The sequence below is a fragment of the Saccharothrix violaceirubra genome (assembly GCF_014203755.1).
Lineage (GTDB): Bacteria > Actinomycetota > Actinomycetes > Mycobacteriales > Pseudonocardiaceae > Actinosynnema > Actinosynnema violaceirubrum.
On sequence record NZ_JACHJS010000001.1, the window covers coordinates 956,960 to 972,795 of the forward strand.

23 protein-coding genes are annotated in these 15,836 nt (G+C 69.6%); 9 read left to right on the forward strand and 14 right to left on the reverse strand.

What is annotated here, in order from left to right; translation table 11 throughout:
* Positions 1 to 2: 2 nt before the first annotated feature.
* Entirely contained in the window at positions 3 to 914 is a 912-nt protein-coding gene (locus F4559_RS04685) for a F0F1 ATP synthase subunit gamma (RefSeq protein WP_184666342.1), read from the forward strand.
* 1 nt (position 915) lies between these two features.
* On the forward strand, positions 916 to 2,343 hold the full coding sequence (gene atpD / locus F4559_RS04690; RefSeq protein WP_184666343.1) for a F0F1 ATP synthase subunit beta: 1,428 nt from the start codon (positions 916 to 918) through the stop codon (positions 2,341 to 2,343).
* Between the two features lie 45 nt (positions 2,344 to 2,388).
* Here the strand turns inward: atpD and F4559_RS04695 are convergent, their stop codons facing one another.
* Positions 2,389 to 3,132 carry an IclR family transcriptional regulator gene (locus F4559_RS04695; RefSeq protein WP_312865474.1) on the reverse strand — a complete coding sequence of 248 codons (744 nt, stop codon included), beginning with the start codon at positions 3,130 to 3,132 and terminating at the stop codon, positions 2,389 to 2,391.
* A gap of 106 nt (positions 3,133 to 3,238) precedes the next feature.
* Here F4559_RS04695 and F4559_RS04700 point away from each other — a divergent pair, with 106 nt between their 5' ends.
* Complete coding sequence (locus F4559_RS04700) at positions 3,239 to 3,601, forward strand: F0F1 ATP synthase subunit epsilon (protein ID WP_184666345.1); 363 nt, start codon at positions 3,239 to 3,241, stop codon at positions 3,599 to 3,601.
* A 21-nt stretch (positions 3,602 to 3,622) separates the two neighbouring features.
* Complete coding sequence (locus F4559_RS04705) at positions 3,623 to 4,057, forward strand: DUF2550 domain-containing protein (RefSeq protein ID WP_184666346.1); 435 nt, start codon at positions 3,623 to 3,625, stop codon at positions 4,055 to 4,057.
* A gap of 164 nt (positions 4,058 to 4,221) precedes the next feature.
* Here F4559_RS04705 and F4559_RS04710 read toward each other — a convergent pair whose 3' ends face one another.
* Positions 4,222 to 4,794: a cob(I)yrinic acid a,c-diamide adenosyltransferase gene (locus F4559_RS04710; protein WP_184666347.1), complete on the reverse strand. Its 573-nt coding sequence runs from the start codon at positions 4,792 to 4,794 to the stop codon at positions 4,222 to 4,224.
* Positions 4,795 to 4,882: 88 nt separating this feature from the next.
* On the opposite strand from F4559_RS04710, the gene murA reads away from it, so the two are divergent.
* A complete protein-coding gene (gene murA, locus F4559_RS04715) occupies positions 4,883 to 6,139 on the forward strand; it encodes a UDP-N-acetylglucosamine 1-carboxyvinyltransferase (protein ID WP_184666348.1) in 1,257 nt (418 codons plus the stop codon).
* 82 nt (positions 6,140 to 6,221) lie between these two features.
* On the forward strand, positions 6,222 to 7,142 hold the full coding sequence (locus tag F4559_RS04720) for a COX15/CtaA family protein (protein ID WP_312865475.1): 921 nt from the start codon (positions 6,222 to 6,224) through the stop codon (positions 7,140 to 7,142).
* On the opposite strand, the gene F4559_RS04725 is transcribed toward F4559_RS04720, so the two are convergent.
* Both F4559_RS04725 and F4559_RS04730 read right to left on the reverse strand, forming a co-directional pair.
* Positions 7,026 to 7,319: a hypothetical protein gene (locus F4559_RS04725; RefSeq protein WP_184666350.1), complete on the reverse strand. Its 294-nt coding sequence runs from the start codon at positions 7,317 to 7,319 to the stop codon at positions 7,026 to 7,028. The genes F4559_RS04720 and F4559_RS04725 overlap by 117 nt on opposite strands.
* 42 nt (positions 7,320 to 7,361) lie before the next feature.
* Positions 7,362 to 7,883 carry a cysteine hydrolase family protein gene (locus F4559_RS04730; protein ID WP_184666351.1) on the reverse strand — a complete coding sequence of 174 codons (522 nt, stop codon included), beginning with the start codon at positions 7,881 to 7,883 and terminating at the stop codon, positions 7,362 to 7,364.
* Between the two features lie 72 nt (positions 7,884 to 7,955).
* Between F4559_RS04730 and F4559_RS04735 the strand changes: the two genes are divergently transcribed.
* Positions 7,956 to 8,897: a GlxA family transcriptional regulator gene (locus F4559_RS04735; protein WP_184666352.1), complete on the forward strand. Its 942-nt coding sequence runs from the start codon at positions 7,956 to 7,958 to the stop codon at positions 8,895 to 8,897.
* 1 nt (position 8,898) lies between these two features.
* Here the strand turns inward: F4559_RS04735 and F4559_RS04740 are convergent, their stop codons facing one another.
* The 4 genes from F4559_RS04740 to F4559_RS04755 are packed head-to-tail and all read right to left on the reverse strand — an operon-like array spanning position 8,899 to position 11,028.
* On the reverse strand, positions 8,899 to 9,756 hold the full coding sequence (locus F4559_RS04740; RefSeq protein ID WP_184666353.1) for a hypothetical protein: 858 nt from the start codon (positions 9,754 to 9,756) through the stop codon (positions 8,899 to 8,901).
* Between the two features lie 2 nt (positions 9,757 to 9,758).
* Positions 9,759 to 10,295 carry a GNAT family N-acetyltransferase gene (locus F4559_RS04745; protein WP_184666354.1) on the reverse strand — a complete coding sequence of 179 codons (537 nt, stop codon included), beginning with the start codon at positions 10,293 to 10,295 and terminating at the stop codon, positions 9,759 to 9,761.
* Complete coding sequence (locus F4559_RS04750; protein ID WP_184666355.1) at positions 10,292 to 10,831, reverse strand: NUDIX domain-containing protein; 540 nt, start codon at positions 10,829 to 10,831, stop codon at positions 10,292 to 10,294. The genes F4559_RS04745 and F4559_RS04750 overlap by 4 nt, the downstream gene beginning before the upstream one ends.
* A complete protein-coding gene (locus F4559_RS04755; RefSeq protein WP_184666356.1) occupies positions 10,831 to 11,028 on the reverse strand; it encodes a hypothetical protein in 198 nt (65 codons plus the stop codon). The genes F4559_RS04750 and F4559_RS04755 overlap by 1 nt, the downstream gene beginning before the upstream one ends.
* Positions 11,029 to 11,093: 65 nt before the next feature.
* Here F4559_RS04755 and nucS point away from each other — a divergent pair, with 65 nt between their 5' ends.
* Positions 11,094 to 11,753 (forward strand): endonuclease NucS, encoded by a 660-nt coding sequence (nucS, locus tag F4559_RS04760; protein WP_184666357.1) that lies wholly within the window; start codon positions 11,094 to 11,096, stop codon positions 11,751 to 11,753.
* Between the two features lie 8 nt (positions 11,754 to 11,761).
* Positions 11,762 to 12,205: an Imm1 family immunity protein gene (locus F4559_RS04765; RefSeq protein WP_184666358.1), complete on the forward strand. Its 444-nt coding sequence runs from the start codon at positions 11,762 to 11,764 to the stop codon at positions 12,203 to 12,205.
* A 125-nt stretch (positions 12,206 to 12,330) separates the two neighbouring features.
* Here F4559_RS04765 and F4559_RS04770 read toward each other — a convergent pair whose 3' ends face one another.
* The 6 genes from F4559_RS04770 to F4559_RS04795 all read right to left on the reverse strand — a co-directional run bounded on the left by F4559_RS04770 (position 12,331) and on the right by F4559_RS04795 (position 15,701).
* Positions 12,331 to 12,768 carry an Imm1 family immunity protein gene (locus F4559_RS04770; protein WP_184666359.1) on the reverse strand — a complete coding sequence of 146 codons (438 nt, stop codon included), beginning with the start codon at positions 12,766 to 12,768 and terminating at the stop codon, positions 12,331 to 12,333.
* Entirely contained in the window at positions 12,753 to 13,559 is an 807-nt protein-coding gene (locus tag F4559_RS04775) for a DddA-like double-stranded DNA deaminase toxin (RefSeq protein WP_184666360.1), read from the reverse strand. The genes F4559_RS04770 and F4559_RS04775 overlap by 16 nt, the downstream gene beginning before the upstream one ends.
* A gap of 183 nt (positions 13,560 to 13,742) precedes the next feature.
* Positions 13,743 to 14,030 (reverse strand): DUF397 domain-containing protein, encoded by a 288-nt coding sequence (locus F4559_RS04780; protein ID WP_184666361.1) that lies wholly within the window; start codon positions 14,028 to 14,030, stop codon positions 13,743 to 13,745.
* Positions 14,031 to 14,054: 24 nt separating this feature from the next.
* Positions 14,055 to 14,600 (reverse strand): AAA family ATPase, encoded by a 546-nt coding sequence (locus F4559_RS04785; RefSeq protein WP_184666362.1) that lies wholly within the window; start codon positions 14,598 to 14,600, stop codon positions 14,055 to 14,057.
* Between the two features lie 25 nt (positions 14,601 to 14,625).
* Positions 14,626 to 14,826: a DUF397 domain-containing protein gene (locus F4559_RS04790; protein ID WP_184666363.1), complete on the reverse strand. Its 201-nt coding sequence runs from the start codon at positions 14,824 to 14,826 to the stop codon at positions 14,626 to 14,628.
* Positions 14,823 to 15,701: a helix-turn-helix domain-containing protein gene (locus tag F4559_RS04795; protein WP_184666364.1), complete on the reverse strand. Its 879-nt coding sequence runs from the start codon at positions 15,699 to 15,701 to the stop codon at positions 14,823 to 14,825. Before F4559_RS04795 ends, F4559_RS04790 begins: the two co-directional genes overlap by 4 nt.
* Positions 15,702 to 15,836: the final 135 nt, after the last annotated feature.

Genomic DNA, 15,836 nt, shown 5'->3' on the forward strand with positions numbered 1-15,836 from the left:
GCATGGCGGCACAGATTCGCGAACTGCGCACCCGTATCCGCTCGGTCAACTCGACCAAGAAGATCACGAAGGCGTACGAGCTGATCGCGACCTCGCGCCTGGCGAAGGCCCAGGGACGGGTCGAGGCGTCGCGCCCGTACACCGAGGAGATCACCCGCGTCCTGACCGAACTCGCGACCGCCTCCTCGAACCTGGACCACCCGCTGCTGACCGAGCGCAAGAACCCCAAGCGCGCGGGCGTCATCGTGGTGACCAGCGACAAGGGCATGTGCGGTGGCTACAACGCCAACGTGCTCAAGGAGGCCGAGCAGCTCATCGCGCTGCTGCGGTCCGAGGGCAAGGAGCCGGTGCTCTACGTCGTCGGCCGCAAGGGCGTGGGCTACTACCGCTTCCGGCAGCGCACCATCGCCGGCGAGTGGACGGGCTTCTCCCAGCTACCCCACTACGTCAACGCGGTCGAGACCGGTGACACGGTCGTCAACGCGTTCGTCGAGGGCACGGACAACGGCGGCCAGGGCGTCGACGAGCTGCACGTGGTCTACACCGAGTTCCACTCGATGCTGACCCAGACGCCGGTCGCCCGGCGGATCGCGCCGATGGACGTCGAGTACGACGCGACGCCGCAGAAGGTCCGGTCGGTGTACTCCTTCGAGCCGAGCGCGGAGACGCTGCTCGGCGCGTTGCTGCCCAAGTACGTCAAGACCAGGTTGTTCTCGGCACTGCTCGACGCCGCCGCGTCGGAGTCGGCGGCACGCCGGACCGCGATGAAGGCGGCGACGGACAACGCCTCGGAGCTGGTCCGCAACCTGAGCCGGCAGGCGAACGCGGCCCGCCAGGCCCAGATCACCCAGGAGATCAGCGAGATCGTCGGTGGCGCCTCCGCGCTTACCGGTGGCGCAGGAAGTGATGAGTGACATGAGTGCTACTGCCACCACCACCCGCACCGGCCGTGTGGTCCGGGTGATCGGCGCCGTCGTCGACGTGGAGTTCCCGCGTGACGCCGTGCCGGAGCTGTTCAACGCACTGAGCGTCGAGATCACCTACGAGGCGGTCGCGAAGACGCTCACCCTGGAAGTCGCCCAGCACCTCGGCGACAACCTCGTCCGCACCATCTCGATGCAGCCGACCGACGGTCTGGTCCGCGGCGCCGCCGTGACCGACACCGGCCACTCCATCCAGGTGCCGGTCGGCGACATCGTCAAGGGCCACGTGTTCAACGCCCTCGGCGACTGCCTCGACCAGCCTGGCCTCGGCCGCGACGGCGAGCAGTGGGGCATCCACCGCAAGGCGCCGTCGTTCGACCAGCTCGAGGGCAAGACCGAGATCCTGGAAACGGGCATCAAGGTCATCGACCTGCTGACCCCGTACGTCAAGGGCGGCAAGATCGGCCTGTTCGGCGGCGCGGGCGTGGGCAAGACGGTGCTCATCCAGGAGATGATCACCCGTATCGCCCGCGAGTTCTCCGGCACGTCGGTGTTCGCCGGCGTCGGCGAGCGCACCCGTGAGGGCACCGACCTCCTCCTGGAAATGGAGGAGATGGGCGTGCTCAACGACACCGCGCTCGTCTTCGGTCAGATGGACGAGCCGCCCGGCACGCGTATGCGCGTCGCGCTCTCGGCGCTGACCATGGCGGAGTACTTCCGCGACGTCCAGAACCAGGACGTGCTGCTGTTCATCGACAACATCTTCCGCTTCACCCAGGCCGGTTCCGAGGTGTCGACCCTGCTGGGCCGCATGCCTTCGGCCGTGGGCTACCAGCCGACGCTGGCGGACGAGATGGGCGAGCTGCAGGAGCGGATCACCTCGACGCGCGGCAAGTCGATCACCTCGCTGCAGGCGATCTACGTGCCCGCCGACGACTACACCGACCCGGCGCCGGCCACCACCTTCGCCCACCTGGACGCGACGACGGAGCTTTCCCGTCCGATCTCCCAGAAGGGCATCTACCCGGCGGTGGACCCGCTGTCCTCGTCCTCCCGGATCCTCGAGCCGTCGATCGTCGGCGAGGAGCACTACCGGGTGGCGCAGGAGGTCAAGCGGATCCTGCAGAAGTACAAGGAACTGCAGGACATCATCGCCATCCTCGGCATGGACGAACTGTCCGAAGAGGACAAGGTGCTCGTGGGTCGCGCGCGGCGCATCGAGCGCTTCCTCGGCCAGAACTTCATCGTGGCCGAGAAGTTCACCGGCCAGCCCGGCTCGTTCGTGCCGATCAAGGACACGATCGACGCGTTCGACCGCGTGTGCAAGGGCGAGTACGACCACCTGCCCGAGCAGGCGTTCTTCTCCTGCGGCGGGTTGGACGACGTCGAGGCCAACGCCAAGAAGCTCGCGGGCAACTGACGTCCGACGCTTGAGGGCCGTCCCTACGGGGGCGGCCCTTTCGCGTTACGGCCGGTTCCCCAGTTCACGGGACAACGCCAGCCCGCACGTGCGCACAGCCGGGAGCACGGTCTCGCGACGCGTGCCGGCGGGCACGACCACGGACACGGCTGCGACCACCTCGCCCGAGGCGTCGCGGACGGGTGCGGCCACCGAGTAGGTGGTCATCTCGATCTGGCGGTCGCTGACCGCGTAGTCGTCCCGTCGGACCTGGGCGAGGGTCTCGCGCAGCTTGGCGGCCGTGGTGATGGTGCGGGCCGTGAAGCGCTTGAGCGGGCCGTCCAGGACCCGCTGCCGGACGTCGGCGGGCGCGTTGGCGAGCAGCACCAGCCCGACGCCGGTCGCGTGCAGGGGGAGCCGGTCGCCGGTCCGGGTGAGGATGCTGACCGCGTTCGGGCCGGAGAGGCGTTCGACGTAGAGCGTGTCCAGGTCGTCGCGGATGGCGAGCTGGACGTTGTGCCGGGTGACCTCGTACAGGTCCTCCAGGAAGGGCACGGCACGTTCACGCAGGTCGCGGCTGCCGGGGGAGAGCACGCCGAGTTCCCAGAGGCGCAGGCCGATGGCGTAGCGGCCGTCCGGGCGGCGTTCCAGCGCCCGCCAGGCGACGAGTTCGCGCACGAGGCGGTGCGTGGTGCTCAGCGGCAGTCCGCAGCCGCGTGACAGATCCGACAGGGACGCCACCGGGCGCTGCGCGGTGAAGACGGCGAGCAGCGCGAAGGCCCGTCCCAGCAGCGACTTGGGTGCCGTCACCCGTGCGAGTGTGGCACCGCCGGGCGGGAGTGGTGCGGCGAGCCCGCGAAGCGACCGTTTAGACTGCACACGACCCCAGTCTGACAAGGGAGATGCCGTGGCCGAGATGACCGTCCAGCTGGTCGCCGTGGAACGCCGACTCTGGTCCGGCCGCGCCACCTTGGTGGTCGCGCAGACGACCGAGGGCGAGATCGGCATCCTGCCGGGCCACGAGCCGGTGCTCGGTCAGCTGACCGAGGGCGGCGTCGTCCGGATCAAGACGACCGACGGCCACACCGTGACGGCGGCCGTGCACGGCGGCTTCCTGTCGGTCACCGGGACCGAGGTGAGCATCCTCGCGGAGGACGCCGCGTTGTCGGGCGAGATCGACGTGGAAGCGGCCAAGCAGGCCCTGAGCGCGGACCTGGACGAGGTGGAGCGCGTACGGGCGGCAGCCCGGTTGCGTGCCGCCGTCGGACACTCCGCCTGACCGGCCAGAGCGGGCAGCGCCGTGGGGATCGCCGAGTTGGTCGGGGTGGTCCTGTTCGTCGTGGCGATCCTGCTCGCGTACTTCGTGTGGCGCCGCCTTCGCCTGTTGCGGGCGGGCGGCGTGCACGTGGCCCTGCGCACGAGACTCGACGAGTCGGGCCGGGGCTGGCACCTGGGCGTGGGGCACTACCGGGGTGACGAGTTCGTGTGGTTCAGAGTGCTGAGCCTGCGGACCGGCCCGGACAAGACCATCAGCCGCGACGGGTTCGAGATCGACGAGCGCCGCGAGCCGACCGCGCCGGAGGCGTACGCGATGCCGTCCGGAGCGAAGGTGCTCGCGTGTCGCGGGGCCAAGGGCGAACCCGTGGAGATCGCGATGGGCCCGGACGCGCTGACCGGCTTTCTGAGCTGGCTGGAATCAGCGCCTCCGGGCCGCTCCATTCCCTGGGCAAGCTGACCGGACGGCACGAAGCCGATACCGCTGCCAGGGGCGGGCACATCAGCGACAGCCCCGGCAGCATCTGGCGCAACCCACGACGGCAGCCAACTCACAGTGCCCGAGTGCACAACTCGCGGTGTCTGAACGCACAACTCGCGGTGTCCGAGTGCATAACTCGCGGGTCAGGCGTGGGCGCCGGGTTGCCAGAGGACGTCCCCGTCGGGGTTGGCCACGCGGGCCAGGATGAAGAGCAGGTCGGACAGCCGGTTGAGGTACTTGGCCGTCAGGATGTTGGTGTCCTCCGGGGACGACTCCAGAAGGACCCAGGCGGAGCGCTCGGCCCGGCGGGCGATCACCCGGGCCTGGTGCAGGAGGGCCGCCGCGGGCGTGCCCCCGTTGAGGATGAACGAATCCAGCTTGGGCAGGCCCGAGTTGAACTCGTCGCACCACCCCTCGAGACGATCCACGTAGGCCTGGGTCACGCGCAAAGGCGGGTACTCGGGAGAAGGCACGATCGGCGTGCACAGATCCGCCCCCACGTCGAACAGGTCGTTCTGCACCTTGAGCACCACCGACGCCACATCGTCGGCAGGAGAGCCCAGAGCCAGCACCACGCCCAGAGCGGCGTTGGTCTCGTCCACGTCCGCGTAGGCCGCGATCCGGGGCGAGGTCTTGGGCACCCGGGAGAAGTCGCCGAGACCGGTCGTGCCGTCGTCGCCGACCCGCGTGTAGATCTTGGTGAGGTGAACAGCCATACCGGCACTGTATGGCCAAGACCCCGGACCGGACCGATCCAGTGCCGTACGTAGGATTCGCGGCAAAGCCGACAGAGGAGTTTCCTTGGTGAGCGAGCACTTCCGGGTCAAGGGCGGTGCGCGGCTGGTCGGCGACGTCGACGTCGTCGGTGCCAAGAACAGCGTGCTGAAACTGATGGCGGCGGCCCTGCTGGCCGAGGGCACGACCACCATCACCAACTGCCCGGAGATCCTCGACGTCCCGCTCATGGCCGACGTCCTGCGCAGCCTGGGCTGCGAGGTGACGCTCGAAGGCGACGTCGCCACGATCACGACCCCGAAGGAACTCGACCACCGGGCCGACTCCGAGGCCATGGGCAAGCTGCGCGCGAGCGTCTGCGTGCTCGGCCCGCTGGTCGGCCGGTGCAAGCGCGCGGTCGTGGCGCTGCCCGGCGGTGACGCGATCGGCTCGCGGCCGTTGGACATGCACCAGAACGGACTGCGCAAGCTCGGCGCCACGAGCGAGATCGAGCACGGCTGTGTGGTGGCCGAGGCGCAGGGCCTGCACGGCGCGCAGATCTGGCTGGACTTCCCCAGCGTGGGCGCGACCGAGAACATCCTGATGGCCGCGGTGCTGGCGGACGGCACGACGGTGATCGACAACGCCGCGCGCGAGCCGGAGATCGTCGACATCTGCACGATGCTCGTGGAGATGGGCGCCCGGATCGAGGGCGCGGGCACGTCCACGCTGACCGTGCACGGCGTGACGGAACTCAAGCCGACCACGCACCGCGTCATCGGCGACCGGATCGTGGGTGCGACGTGGGCGTTCGCGGCGGCCATGACCCAGGGCGACATCACGGTGCGCGGCGTGGACCCGCACCACCTCGACCTGGTGCTGGAGAAGCTGCGCACGGCGGGTGCCGAGGTGACGATCGTCGACGGCGGTTTCCGCGTGGTGCAACGGGACCGGCCGACGTCGGTGGACTTCGTGACGTTGCCCTACCCGGGTTTCGCGACCGACCTCCAGCCGTTCGCGATCGCGTTGTCGACGGTGTCCGACGGCACGTCGATGATCACCGAGAACCTGTTCGAGGCGCGGTTCCGGTTCATCGAGGAGATGGTGCGGCTGGGCGCCGACGCGCGCACCGACGGCCACCACGCGGTGGTCCGGGGCATCGAACGGCTGTCGAGCGCGCCGGTGTGGGCCTCCGACATCCGGGCGGGCGCCGGGCTGGTGCTGGCCGGGCTGTGCGCGGACGGCGTGACCGAGGTGTACGAGATCTTCCACATCGAGCGCGGCTACCCCGGTTTCGTCGAGAACCTGCGGCGGCTGGGCGCGACCGTGGACCGGGTGCAGGGCTAGGGACTTTTCCGGGTCGGTGCGTACACGGTTGGCGGACTGGGCTTCACGGCCTGGTGTCCGGCGAGGTGTGGGGTGGGCCGCCGTGGTGGCCCAGGTCCTGGTCGCCTTGGGCGGCGCGGTGGTGCGCGTGACGGGGTCCGGGCTGGGGTGTCCCACCTGGCCGGAGTGCGCGCCGGGCAGCATGTTCCCGGTCGAGCACCCCGAACTCGGGCAGGTCCACCAGTGGATCGAGTTCGGCAACCGGCTGCTCGGGGTCGGTGTCGGGGTGGTGGCCGCGATCGCCTTCCTGGTGGCGTGGGTCGGGCGTCCCCGGCGGCGTCGGTTCCTCCTGTTGGCCGCGACCATGCCCCTCGGGGTGCTCGCACAGGGGGTCGTGGGCGGGTTCACGGTCCTGATGGGGCTGGAGTGGTGGACGGTCGCCCTGCACTTCCTGCCCTCGCCGGTCCTGGTGTGGTGCGCGGTGCTGTTGGCCGCTGCCGCAAACGAGGGTGACGGCCCGGCCCGGTGGCACGCGCCCCGGCCGTTGCTCGTCGCGACCGCGGTGGTGCTCGGTGCCGTGCTCGTCAGCGGCACGCTGGTCACGGGTGCCGGGCCGCACGCGGGCGACGCCGGCACGCCTCGGCTCGCGCTTCCGGTCTCGGTGCTCGCGCAGGTCCACGCCGACCTGCTGTTCCTGTTCCTGGGCCTGGTGGTGGCGCTGGGGTTCGTCGCGCGAAACCGTCGCTACCCGCTGCTGGTCGCGGCCGTCCTGGCACAGGCGGTGGTCGGCGTGGTGCAGTACCGGATCGGCGTGCCGATCGTGCTCGCCGCCCTGCACGTCCTGGGCGCCATGCTCACGGTCGCCGCGCTCGCCGCCGTGTGGACCGCGTCCCGGGAGCGCGGAGTCCTAGACGTCCCGCAGCACGAGCCGGGCCTCGGCGGCGTCGGCGGGGAAGACCAGGAGCCGGTGTCCGTGGTCGCGGTTGACGACCGTCACCCGGATGCGGGACCTGCGCAAGCGTGACGCGAGCACCTGCGCCGCCTCGGGCGTGGGCACGACCGCGACCTCGGTCAGCAACCCGAAGTCGGTCCCGGTGTGGTCCGGCACGCCCCGGCGGTCGCTGCCGAACGCCCACCGCAGCACCAGGGCCAGCAGGCCGAGCACGACGGTCAGGATCAGCAGCGGGGTGAGCGTGGTCACGACCGACCATGCTCCTCCCGCCGCCGTCCGGTGGGCAATCGGTCAGCCCGTGACGTCCTTCGTGGACACGATCTGCGCGAACCGGCCGCCGGCCAGGTTGGTCGCGGTGGCCTGGGCGAGCTGGTCCGCGGTGAGGTCGCCGAGGTCGAACGTGTAGGTGGCGTCCAGCACGACCTTCACCCGGTAGCCGAGGTTGTGGCCGAGGCGGGCCGTGGTCTCGACGCACATGTTGGTCTGGATGCCCGCCAGCACGATCTCCGTGATGCCCCGTCCGGTCAGCCAGGCGTGCAGGTCGACCTCGCCGTGGAACGCCGAGTGGACCTTCTTGCCGAACAGCAGGTGCGGCACGACGCCGTCGAGCACGGGCTTGAACGTGTTGCCCTCGGTGCCGGGTTCCAGGGGCGAGCCGGGCTCGACGGAGTCGTGGCGGACGAGCACGAGCGTGCCGGTCCACGCGCCGAGCAGGGCCGCGATGTTGGCTTCGGCGTCGGGGTTGTTGCGCGGGCCCAGGACGGGGTTGTCGAAGCCGCGCTGCACGTCGATGAGGATCAGGGCTGAGGTCATGGCTGTGATCGTGGCTTTCCGCCACCACGCCCGGACAGTGGCAGAAGTGGCGCGATCCGGTACTTTCCTGCCATGCGGACGATCGGGGTCCTGGTGTTGCCGGGCAGTCGGATGTTCGACGTCGCCGTGGTCGGCGAGGTGTGGGGCGTCGGGCGGGTGGACGCCGGGGTCGGGCCGTTCGAGGTGCGGATGTGCGCGCCGGACGGGGTGTCCACGCCCGTGCACCCGTTCGGCGTGATCCCGGCGACGCACGACCTGTCCGGGCTCGTCGACTGCGATCTCGTCGTGGTTCCGGGGCGGGTCGACCCGTTCCAGCCGGTGCCCGCGGTGGCGGTCGAGGCGTTGCGGGACTTTGGGGGCGCGATCGCGGCGTTGTGCTCCGGTGCGTTCACGCTCGCGGCGGCCGGACTGCTCGACGGGCTCCCGGCCACCACGCACTGGATGTTGCTCGACGCCTTGGCCGAGCGCGCCCCGGCGGTCGACGTGCGGCACGACGTGCTGTTCACGTCCGAGGGCCGGGTGCTCACGTCGGCGGGCGTGGTCGGCGGGTTCGACCTGTGCCTGCACCTGGTGCGCCGCGAACTCGGGGCGGACGCCGCCGCGACCCTGGCCCGCCGCCTGGTGATGCCGCCCGTGCGCCACGGCGACCAGCGCCAGTACGTGGAGCCGCCGTTGCCCAGTCGGCCCGGTTCGGGGATCGCGGCCACCGTGGACTGGGCGGTCGACCGGCTCGCGGACCCCATCGGCGTGGCCGACCTCGCCGCGCACGCCGGGCTGAGCGAACGCACCTTCCACCGGACGTGGCTCGCGGTCACCGGCAGCACGCCCGGCCGGTGGCTCCAGACCCAGCGCGTGCTGCTCGCCCAACGGCTGCTGGAGACCACGGACCTGCCGGTGGACCGCGTGGCCGAACGCGCCGGGCTCGGCACGGCCGCCAACCTGCGTCGACGGCTGCGTGCCGAACTCGGCGTGGCGCCCGACGCGTACCGCCGGACGTTCCGGGTGCCGGCCTGACCTACGGCGCGGTCGCGACGTCGAACACGCCGCCGCCGGTGTCGAGGACCAGCCTGTTCCCCACCGGCTTCGACAGCTCGATCTTGTACTTCTTCGTCTTGACCTCCTGGGTGCGCACGCACTCGCCCGGGTCGCCGACGGTCTTCACGGACAGGGTCACGGACAGGTCCGACTCGACCGCGACGGCCTCGTTCGTCGCGGGCTGGTGGCCGGGGCACGGTGCCGGGGCGTCGGGCAGCACGACGGTCAGCGTCGAGCCCTGGGCGATCGCGCCGTTGCCGAGCGTCGTGGCCTTCAGGTTGTCCGGGTTCCAGAACAGGCTCGGGTCGATCGCGGGCCACGTCACCTCCCCGCCGCCGGCCAGGTGGAAGGACCATGCCGGGATGTCGATCCGGCCGCGGTCGGTGGTGACGGTGGCCTTGATCCGTTCGATCTCGACGATCTCGATCGCCGTCGGGTCGTCGGGCAGCGACGTCATGGCCTGGTACGCCTCGGCCGCGTCGATCACCCGCGTGGTGACCTTCTCGCCGGTCGGCAGGAAGATCTCCTGGGGGCCGGGGGTCTGCGGCGCCTGGACGGTCGTGCTCAGCTTGAACGCGTGGCGCCGGGCGGCCTCCCGTTGTGCCTCGGAGAAGTCGCCGAGCAGGCCGAGCCGACCGCCGGGCATGACGATCGGACGCGGGGTCGCGGTCACCGGGAAACCCGTGTCGACGGGCGCGAAACCCGGTGGCGTCGAGGTGCCCGGCGCGGCGCTCGGCTCGACCGGGGTGGTCGTGGGGTTCGAACCCGCCGGGGGCAGGGCGTTCCCCGACGCGCACCCCGTGAGCAGGAGGGCCAGCACCACCAAGCGGATTCTCATGGTCATGGGACGGTGGGCGGGGTCCCGGCGGTTGCAAGCTTGTAGAACAGGGTGGTCGGCCGCAGGGCGCCGCCCGGGTCGGCGGCGAAGTCCGGGATGCGGCCCACCTCGGTCCAGCCCGCCGACCGGTACAGGTTCTCGGCGGGCGAGCCCGTCTCGGTGTCCAGGACCAGCAGCGTCCGACCCAGCCGGGCCGCGCCGCGTTCGGCCGTGTCGAGCAGGCGGCGGCCGACGCCCCAACCCCGGGCGGACGGGGCGACCATCAGCTTGGCCACCTCCGCGCGGTGCGTGCCGTTGGGCATCGTGCCGTGCCTGAGCTGCACCGTGCCGACGATCCGGCCCTCGGCGCGGGCGACCCACAGCGTCAGCGCGCCGTTGGCCAGCGGCGCGGCCAGGCCACGCCACCACGTCACGGCTTCGGCGTGCGTCAACGTCGCCAGGAACCCGACCGACGAGCCGCCCGCGACGACCGTGAGCAGCAGGTCGGCCAGTTCGTCCGCGTCGGCGAGCAGGCCGGCCGAGGTCGACTCGGTGATCACGGCTGCGCGTGTTCGTGCAGCAGGAGCAGGGTGTACGCGGCGATCGACTGCGCGTCGGTGATCTCGCCGCGCGCCATCATCGCCTCGACCTCGGCACGCGGGAACCACGCCGAGCGCATGTCCTGCTCCTCCTGCTCGCGCTCGTGGTCGCCCTCGGTCAGCTCGGTCGCCAGGAACACCCGGCCGCGCTGGCTGGACATGCCCGGTGCCACGTCCAGGTTGCCGAGTTCGACCAGCTTCCCGGCGCGCAGGCCGGTCTCCTCGCGCAGTTCGCGGGCGGCGAGTTCGAGGGGGTCGGCCTCGGCCCGGTCGGGCGCGGTGCCCTGCGGGAACTCCCAGCGCCGCAGGCCCAGTGGGTAGCGGTACTGCTCGACCAGCCGCAGCCGTTCGCCGTCGAGCGGGACGACCAACGCGTACGCGGGTTTGTCGACCACGCCGTAGATGCCCGTGGTGCCGTCCGCCCGTCGGATGTCGTCCTCGCGGACCGTCATCCACGGGTTCGCGTACACCTGACGTGAGCCGAGCTTCTCCACCATCACACTCCCTGTGGCCGCCTTACGTAGCCGAAGTACACCACCAGTCCTCCCTCGGTCCACGTGGCGGGCGTCGGGCCCTCGGCCGGTGGGGCTGCGGGAGCCTCGTCGCAGGTCGGGCCGGTGTCCACGCTCGGCCTCGCCCGGTCGCCCGGCCGCACGGGCATGGCGAGCGTGGCGACCACCACACCGACGATCACCGTGTTGGCCGTGGGGGCGGTACCTGTCCGTGATGTGCGGGCGTCACGTGCGTAACCTGTCGGCCGTGCGCCTCGTCATCGCTCGCTGCCAGGTCGACTACGTCGGACGACTCACCGCCCACCTGCCGATGGCGCAGCGGTTGCTGCTGGTCAAGGCCGACGGGTCGGTGTCGATCCACTCCGACGACCGCGCTTACAAGCCGTTGAACTGGATGAGCCCGCCGTGCTGGCTCATCGAGGAGCCGGACCTGTGGGTGGTGCAGAACAAGGCCGGCGAGAAGTTGATCATCAGCCTGGCCGAGGTGCTGCACGACTCGAAGCACGAACTCGGTCCGGAGCCCGGCCTGGTGAAGGACGGGGTGGAGGCGGACCTCCAGAAGTTGCTGGCCGAGCACGTGACCACGTTGGGGGAGGGGTGGACCCTCGTCCGTCGCGAGTTCCCGACGGCGATCGGTCCGGTGGACCTGATGTGCCGGGATTCCTCGGGTTCCTCGGTGGCCGTGGAGATCAAGCGGCGCGGCGAGATCGATGGGGTCGAGCAGTTGACCCGGTACCTGGAGCTGCTCAACCGGGACCCGTTGTTGGCGCCGGTGTCCGGGGTGTTCGCCGCCCAGCAGATCCGGCCGCAGGCGCGGACTTTGGCGGAGGACCGGGGCATCCGGTGCGTGGTGTTGGACTACGACGCGTTGCGCGGGATCGAGTCGGACGAGTTCCGGCTGTTCTGACCCGTCTGGTGGCGTTGATCGCGGCGTACGACCCCGACGGCCCCGTCGCGATTACGACGGTGGCCGAGTTGGATGCCGTCGTGGACCAGGTGGTCGGGTGGGGTCATCGTGCCGTCGTCGAACTCAAGATCGCCCGACCGGTGGAGCCGCGGGGGCGGCAGTTGTCGTTGACCGTCGGAATACACGGTGCGGCGGGGCTGGGGACGCTGATCTACTCGTCGCCGGACGGGGTGTGGTTCGGCAAGGCGACTCCCGGGCCGGAGTGGGCCGAGGTGGACGAGCGGGTCCTGTACTTCCTGATGTCCGCCGACACCGAGTATCCGCCCGAGTCCGAGATTCCTCTGGACGTTGTGCGGCGGGCGGCCCAGGAGTACTGGCATGGTGGAGGATCGCGGCCGGGTGGTGTCGGCTGGTGTGCGCCGCCTCCGTGGTATCCGACGGCGTTTCGGTGATGCGATCTTCGTTGGCTGGAGCCGCATCGGCAGCGAACGCCGACCGGTACGCATTTACCTGCCGGTAAGCAGACGTTGATCGTGGTCGGCTCTGCCGCACCGCAGGGCTGGGTGTTCGCCGGGGTTCATTCGGGTCCCTGTGGCGGTCGGTGGCCGGTTTGCCAGGGCACGGTTTCCGGGCGTTGGTTGGTGGCGAGGTAGGCCACTACCGCGTCTTCCACATCGGCGGCGGTCACCTCGGAGTCGGGTGGGAATTCCGTGTCCGCTGTGACGTAGTAGTAGATCACCGGTTCGGAATTGGAAGGCATTCGGCTGTGGCTGTAGGCACCGTCGGGGTGGTCCTCGCCGGAGTAGTGCAGGACGCCCACGTCGCCGTCGAGGCCTGCGTTGAGTTCCGAAGACCAGGGGTCTTCGGCGTGGACGATCGTGAGCAGGACCGCGTTTCCCGCCGGGTGCTTGTCCCGCACTGTGGCGAGCAGTTCTCGGACCTGTTGTGGTGTGGTCACGACGACAGGGTCGTCGGCGTGTCCGGCGTCGTAGTAGACCTTCAGTCCTTGCGCCACGGTGGTTTCGCTCCTCCCCGATAGGTCTTCTCGAAGCCGTTCGCGCCGTGCACGGTCAGGGTGGCGCCTGCGGGCAGCAGGACCGGTACGAGCCGGTCGCAGCCGAATTCGCCCACGCACGGAGTGTTGTTGATGACCAGTGTGGCTGAGTGGATGCCGTGGTTGCGCATGTGGGCGGCCAGCTTCATCTCGACGTCCGACGCGCGGGTCAGTTTCCTGCGGAATCCCAGGTCGGCCAATGCGGTTGCGGACTCCGGGTACATCCCGTCCTCCCCGCTCTGGACGGCGTGGGTTCGACCGTCCGGACCGATCCACCTTCCGTGGGTCTTGGGACGGGGTGCGCCTGGTGGGCGTCGATCGGCGGGCGGAACATCGTCGGGAAGTTCCCCGCGGAGCCGTTCGATCCGTTCGGGCGGGACGACCGAAGACGTGTCGTCGACTGATGGCGAGGCCGAGAACGGAGTCGGGTGTGGGTTTTCCGGTGTCCGCGCGAGTTGCGGGATCGTCGGTGACCTGGCGCTGCCGGTCAAGGTGGTCAGCAAGGTCGTCGCGTCGGAGATGATCTTCTCGACGACCGCGCACAGCCTGGCTGCTCCATCGACCACTTGGTGAAGGACGGCTTTCGCCTGCTCGGCCTCGGCTGCCAAGTCGTGCGCACCCGTCAATGCGGTCGACAACGTCGTTCGCGCGTCCTCCGCGAGTTCGCGGGCCGACACCAGCATGTTCAAGCACTGTGACGCTTTGTCAGAAGCTCGGGAAACCTGCTCGGCGACTTCCCCCAGGGATGACACCTCGCAGCGGCCTCCTCCCGCAGTGCCGGTGCGGCCATTTGGCCGTTTACGACACCGGCCGCAACGACTGTGCGCAACGCACTACTGCGGATATCGCCGGTTCGAGAGTCGGCGATATCCGCTCGTGCTGCGGCGTGCGACCCACGAAAGGGCGCCTGCCGAGCCGCCTCCGGATGTGTGCGGTCAGCGGTCGAGGGTGTGGAGGAAGCGGCGCCATTCGGTGGTACTGAAGGAGAGCGCCGGGCCGGTGGGGTTTTTCGAGTCCCGGGTCAGGACTTGTTCGTTCGTTGGGGTCACCTCTACGCACGACTGCCCGTTGGCGCTGTGGGTGCTCGTGTGCCAGCCGACTTCTACGCAGGATGCGCCGTTGCCGCTGTGCGTGCTGGTTCGCCAGGCCACTTCCACGCAGCTTGGGCCTTCGCCGCTGTGGCTGCTGGTGCGCCAGGTCGTGGTGGTCGGGGTGGCTGGCATTTGGGCCTCCCGGTGCGTTGTGGCCTACCTGGTCGAATGTAGTTCGGCGGCGGCCAGTACCTCGTCTGCCAGTTCAGTGGTGGTGAGGTGGTCCGAGCGGAGTTTCAGGGTTCCGCTTGGTTGGTGGGCGGCGGCTGTGATGGCTGCGGTCATGCGTTCCAGGGCCCACTCGCGGGCCGTTTGGCCGGTTACCGGGGTGTCGGTGACGGGGCCTCGGGCGTCCAGTCTGGCGATCAGGACGGTGGGGTCGGCTTCCAGGAAGACGTGGAGGACTTCCTCGCCTGCCGTTGCCAGGCCGCCGAGGATCTCTGCCTGGTAGGCGGTGTTGGTCAAGGTCATCGGGATGATGAGGGTGTCCGTGTGGTGTCTGCGTAGCGAGATCGCTGTGGCGACCACCAGTTCGCGCCAGGCCGCGAGGTTTTGGAAGTCGTCGTTGGGCGGGACCCACTTCCACAGGGTGATGCCGAGTTCCTCGGGGTCGAAGACGACCGCCTGGGGGAGTCGCCTGAGCAACTCCCCGGCCAGCGTCGTTTTTCCTGCCGCGAAACTGCCGTTGAGCCAGATGATCACGGTCGGACGCTACCCCCAGCGGTTGTTAGGGGCGGTCGGCCCCTGTGAGGCTGGTGCAGAAGGTGCGCCACTGGTCGGCGGTGAAGGTCAGGACCGGGCCCGTGGGGTTCTTGGAGTCGCGGGCGGCGACCCGATCGTCTACCGGGGCCACTTCGACGCAAGCCTCCCCGTTGCCGCTGTAGCTGCTCGTGCGCCAAGCTGCGCCTGACAGGTCTTCGTACTTCATGGCCGTGCCTCATTTCGTCGGTACTCGGATGCGATCTCGGCGATGAACGCCGACGAGTCGTTGGGGCTCATGGCCACGGCGACCAGGTGGTCGAAGTCGGAGCGGAAACGCTTGATATCCGTCTCGGACTCCAGGAGCGTCTCACCGGCCTGTCCGTCGACGTAGATCAGGTCGGCATCCATCGGGTCCTCGAACTCCATTACGACGAACTGGCCAGGCATGCCGGGATGGGAACCCGAGCTGAACGGGATGATCTGGATCTTCACGGTGGCGACCATCGCCGTCTGACGCAGGTGTTCCAGTTGGGCGTGCATGACCTCTCGACCACCGATCTCCCTGCGCAGTGCGGCCTCGTCGATGACCGCCCAGAGGTGGAGTGGCCGCTCCTTGGTCAGGACGGCCCGCCGCTCCATGCGCGTACGGACACGATCTTCGATCTGCTCCGTGGTCGCGGAGTGCAAGACGCCACCGATTACTGCACGGGCGTAGTCCTCGGTCTGAAGCAGGCCTGGCATGAATAGTCCCGAGTAGTTGCGCATGCCTTGCGCTTCGTCCTCGAAGCTGATGTAGGTCGTGTACTCCTCGGCCAGGCTCTCGTGCCACGGGCGGATCCAGCCCGGCTTGACCGACTCCTTCGACAGGGTCTTCAGACGTTCCTGCTCATCGGCCGGGGTGTCGTAGAGGTCGAGGAGGGTCAGCAGTGTGCGGGTCTGTGGGCGCGACTTGGCGGTCTCGATCCGGTAGAGGGTGGCGGCGTTGATGTTCGTCCGCTCGGCCACCTCCTCGCGGGTGAGGTCGGCGCCTTCGCGAAGACGGCGGAGCTGAGTGGCCAACCGCCGTAGTCGAACGGTCGGCATGCTCTTCTTCGCGGCCACGATGTCCAATCCTTCCTCAACTCCCCTTGGGAGCCACGTCAGTGTGGCTGTGATCCGAGTCGGGCTCAAGCTCATCCGCAAGTGCACGACATGTACTTGCACGACTTGCATATTCCGACGTGCAGAGGCATTCTG

Excerpts from the sequence above, each read along its gene's own strand:
- F4559_RS04750 (WP_184666355.1), bottom strand. The coding sequence starts at position 10,831 with ATGGTGGAGAAGCTCGGCTCACGTCAGGTGTACGCGAACCCGTGGATG.
- F4559_RS04735 (WP_184666352.1), top strand. The coding sequence starts at position 7,956 with ATGCGGACGATCGGGGTCCTGGTGTTGCCGGGCAGTCGGATGTTCGAC.
- F4559_RS04780 (WP_184666361.1), bottom strand. The coding sequence starts at position 14,030 with ATGCCAGCCACCCCGACCACCACGACCTGGCGCACCAGCAGCCACAGC.
- F4559_RS04700 (WP_184666345.1), top strand. The coding sequence starts at position 3,239 with ATGACCGTCCAGCTGGTCGCCGTGGAACGCCGACTCTGGTCCGGCCGC.
- atpD (WP_184666343.1), top strand. The coding sequence starts at position 916 with ATGAGTGCTACTGCCACCACCACCCGCACCGGCCGTGTGGTCCGGGTG.
- F4559_RS04685 (WP_184666342.1), top strand. The coding sequence starts at position 3 with ATGGCGGCACAGATTCGCGAACTGCGCACCCGTATCCGCTCGGTCAAC.
- F4559_RS04740 (WP_184666353.1), bottom strand. The coding sequence starts at position 9,756 with ATGAGAATCCGCTTGGTGGTGCTGGCCCTCCTGCTCACGGGGTGCGCG.
- F4559_RS04790 (WP_184666363.1), bottom strand. The coding sequence starts at position 14,826 with ATGAAGTACGAAGACCTGTCAGGCGCAGCTTGGCGCACGAGCAGCTAC.
- F4559_RS04730 (WP_184666351.1), bottom strand. The coding sequence starts at position 7,883 with ATGACCTCAGCCCTGATCCTCATCGACGTGCAGCGCGGCTTCGACAAC.
- F4559_RS04710 (WP_184666347.1), bottom strand. The coding sequence starts at position 4,794 with ATGGCTGTTCACCTCACCAAGATCTACACGCGGGTCGGCGACGACGGC.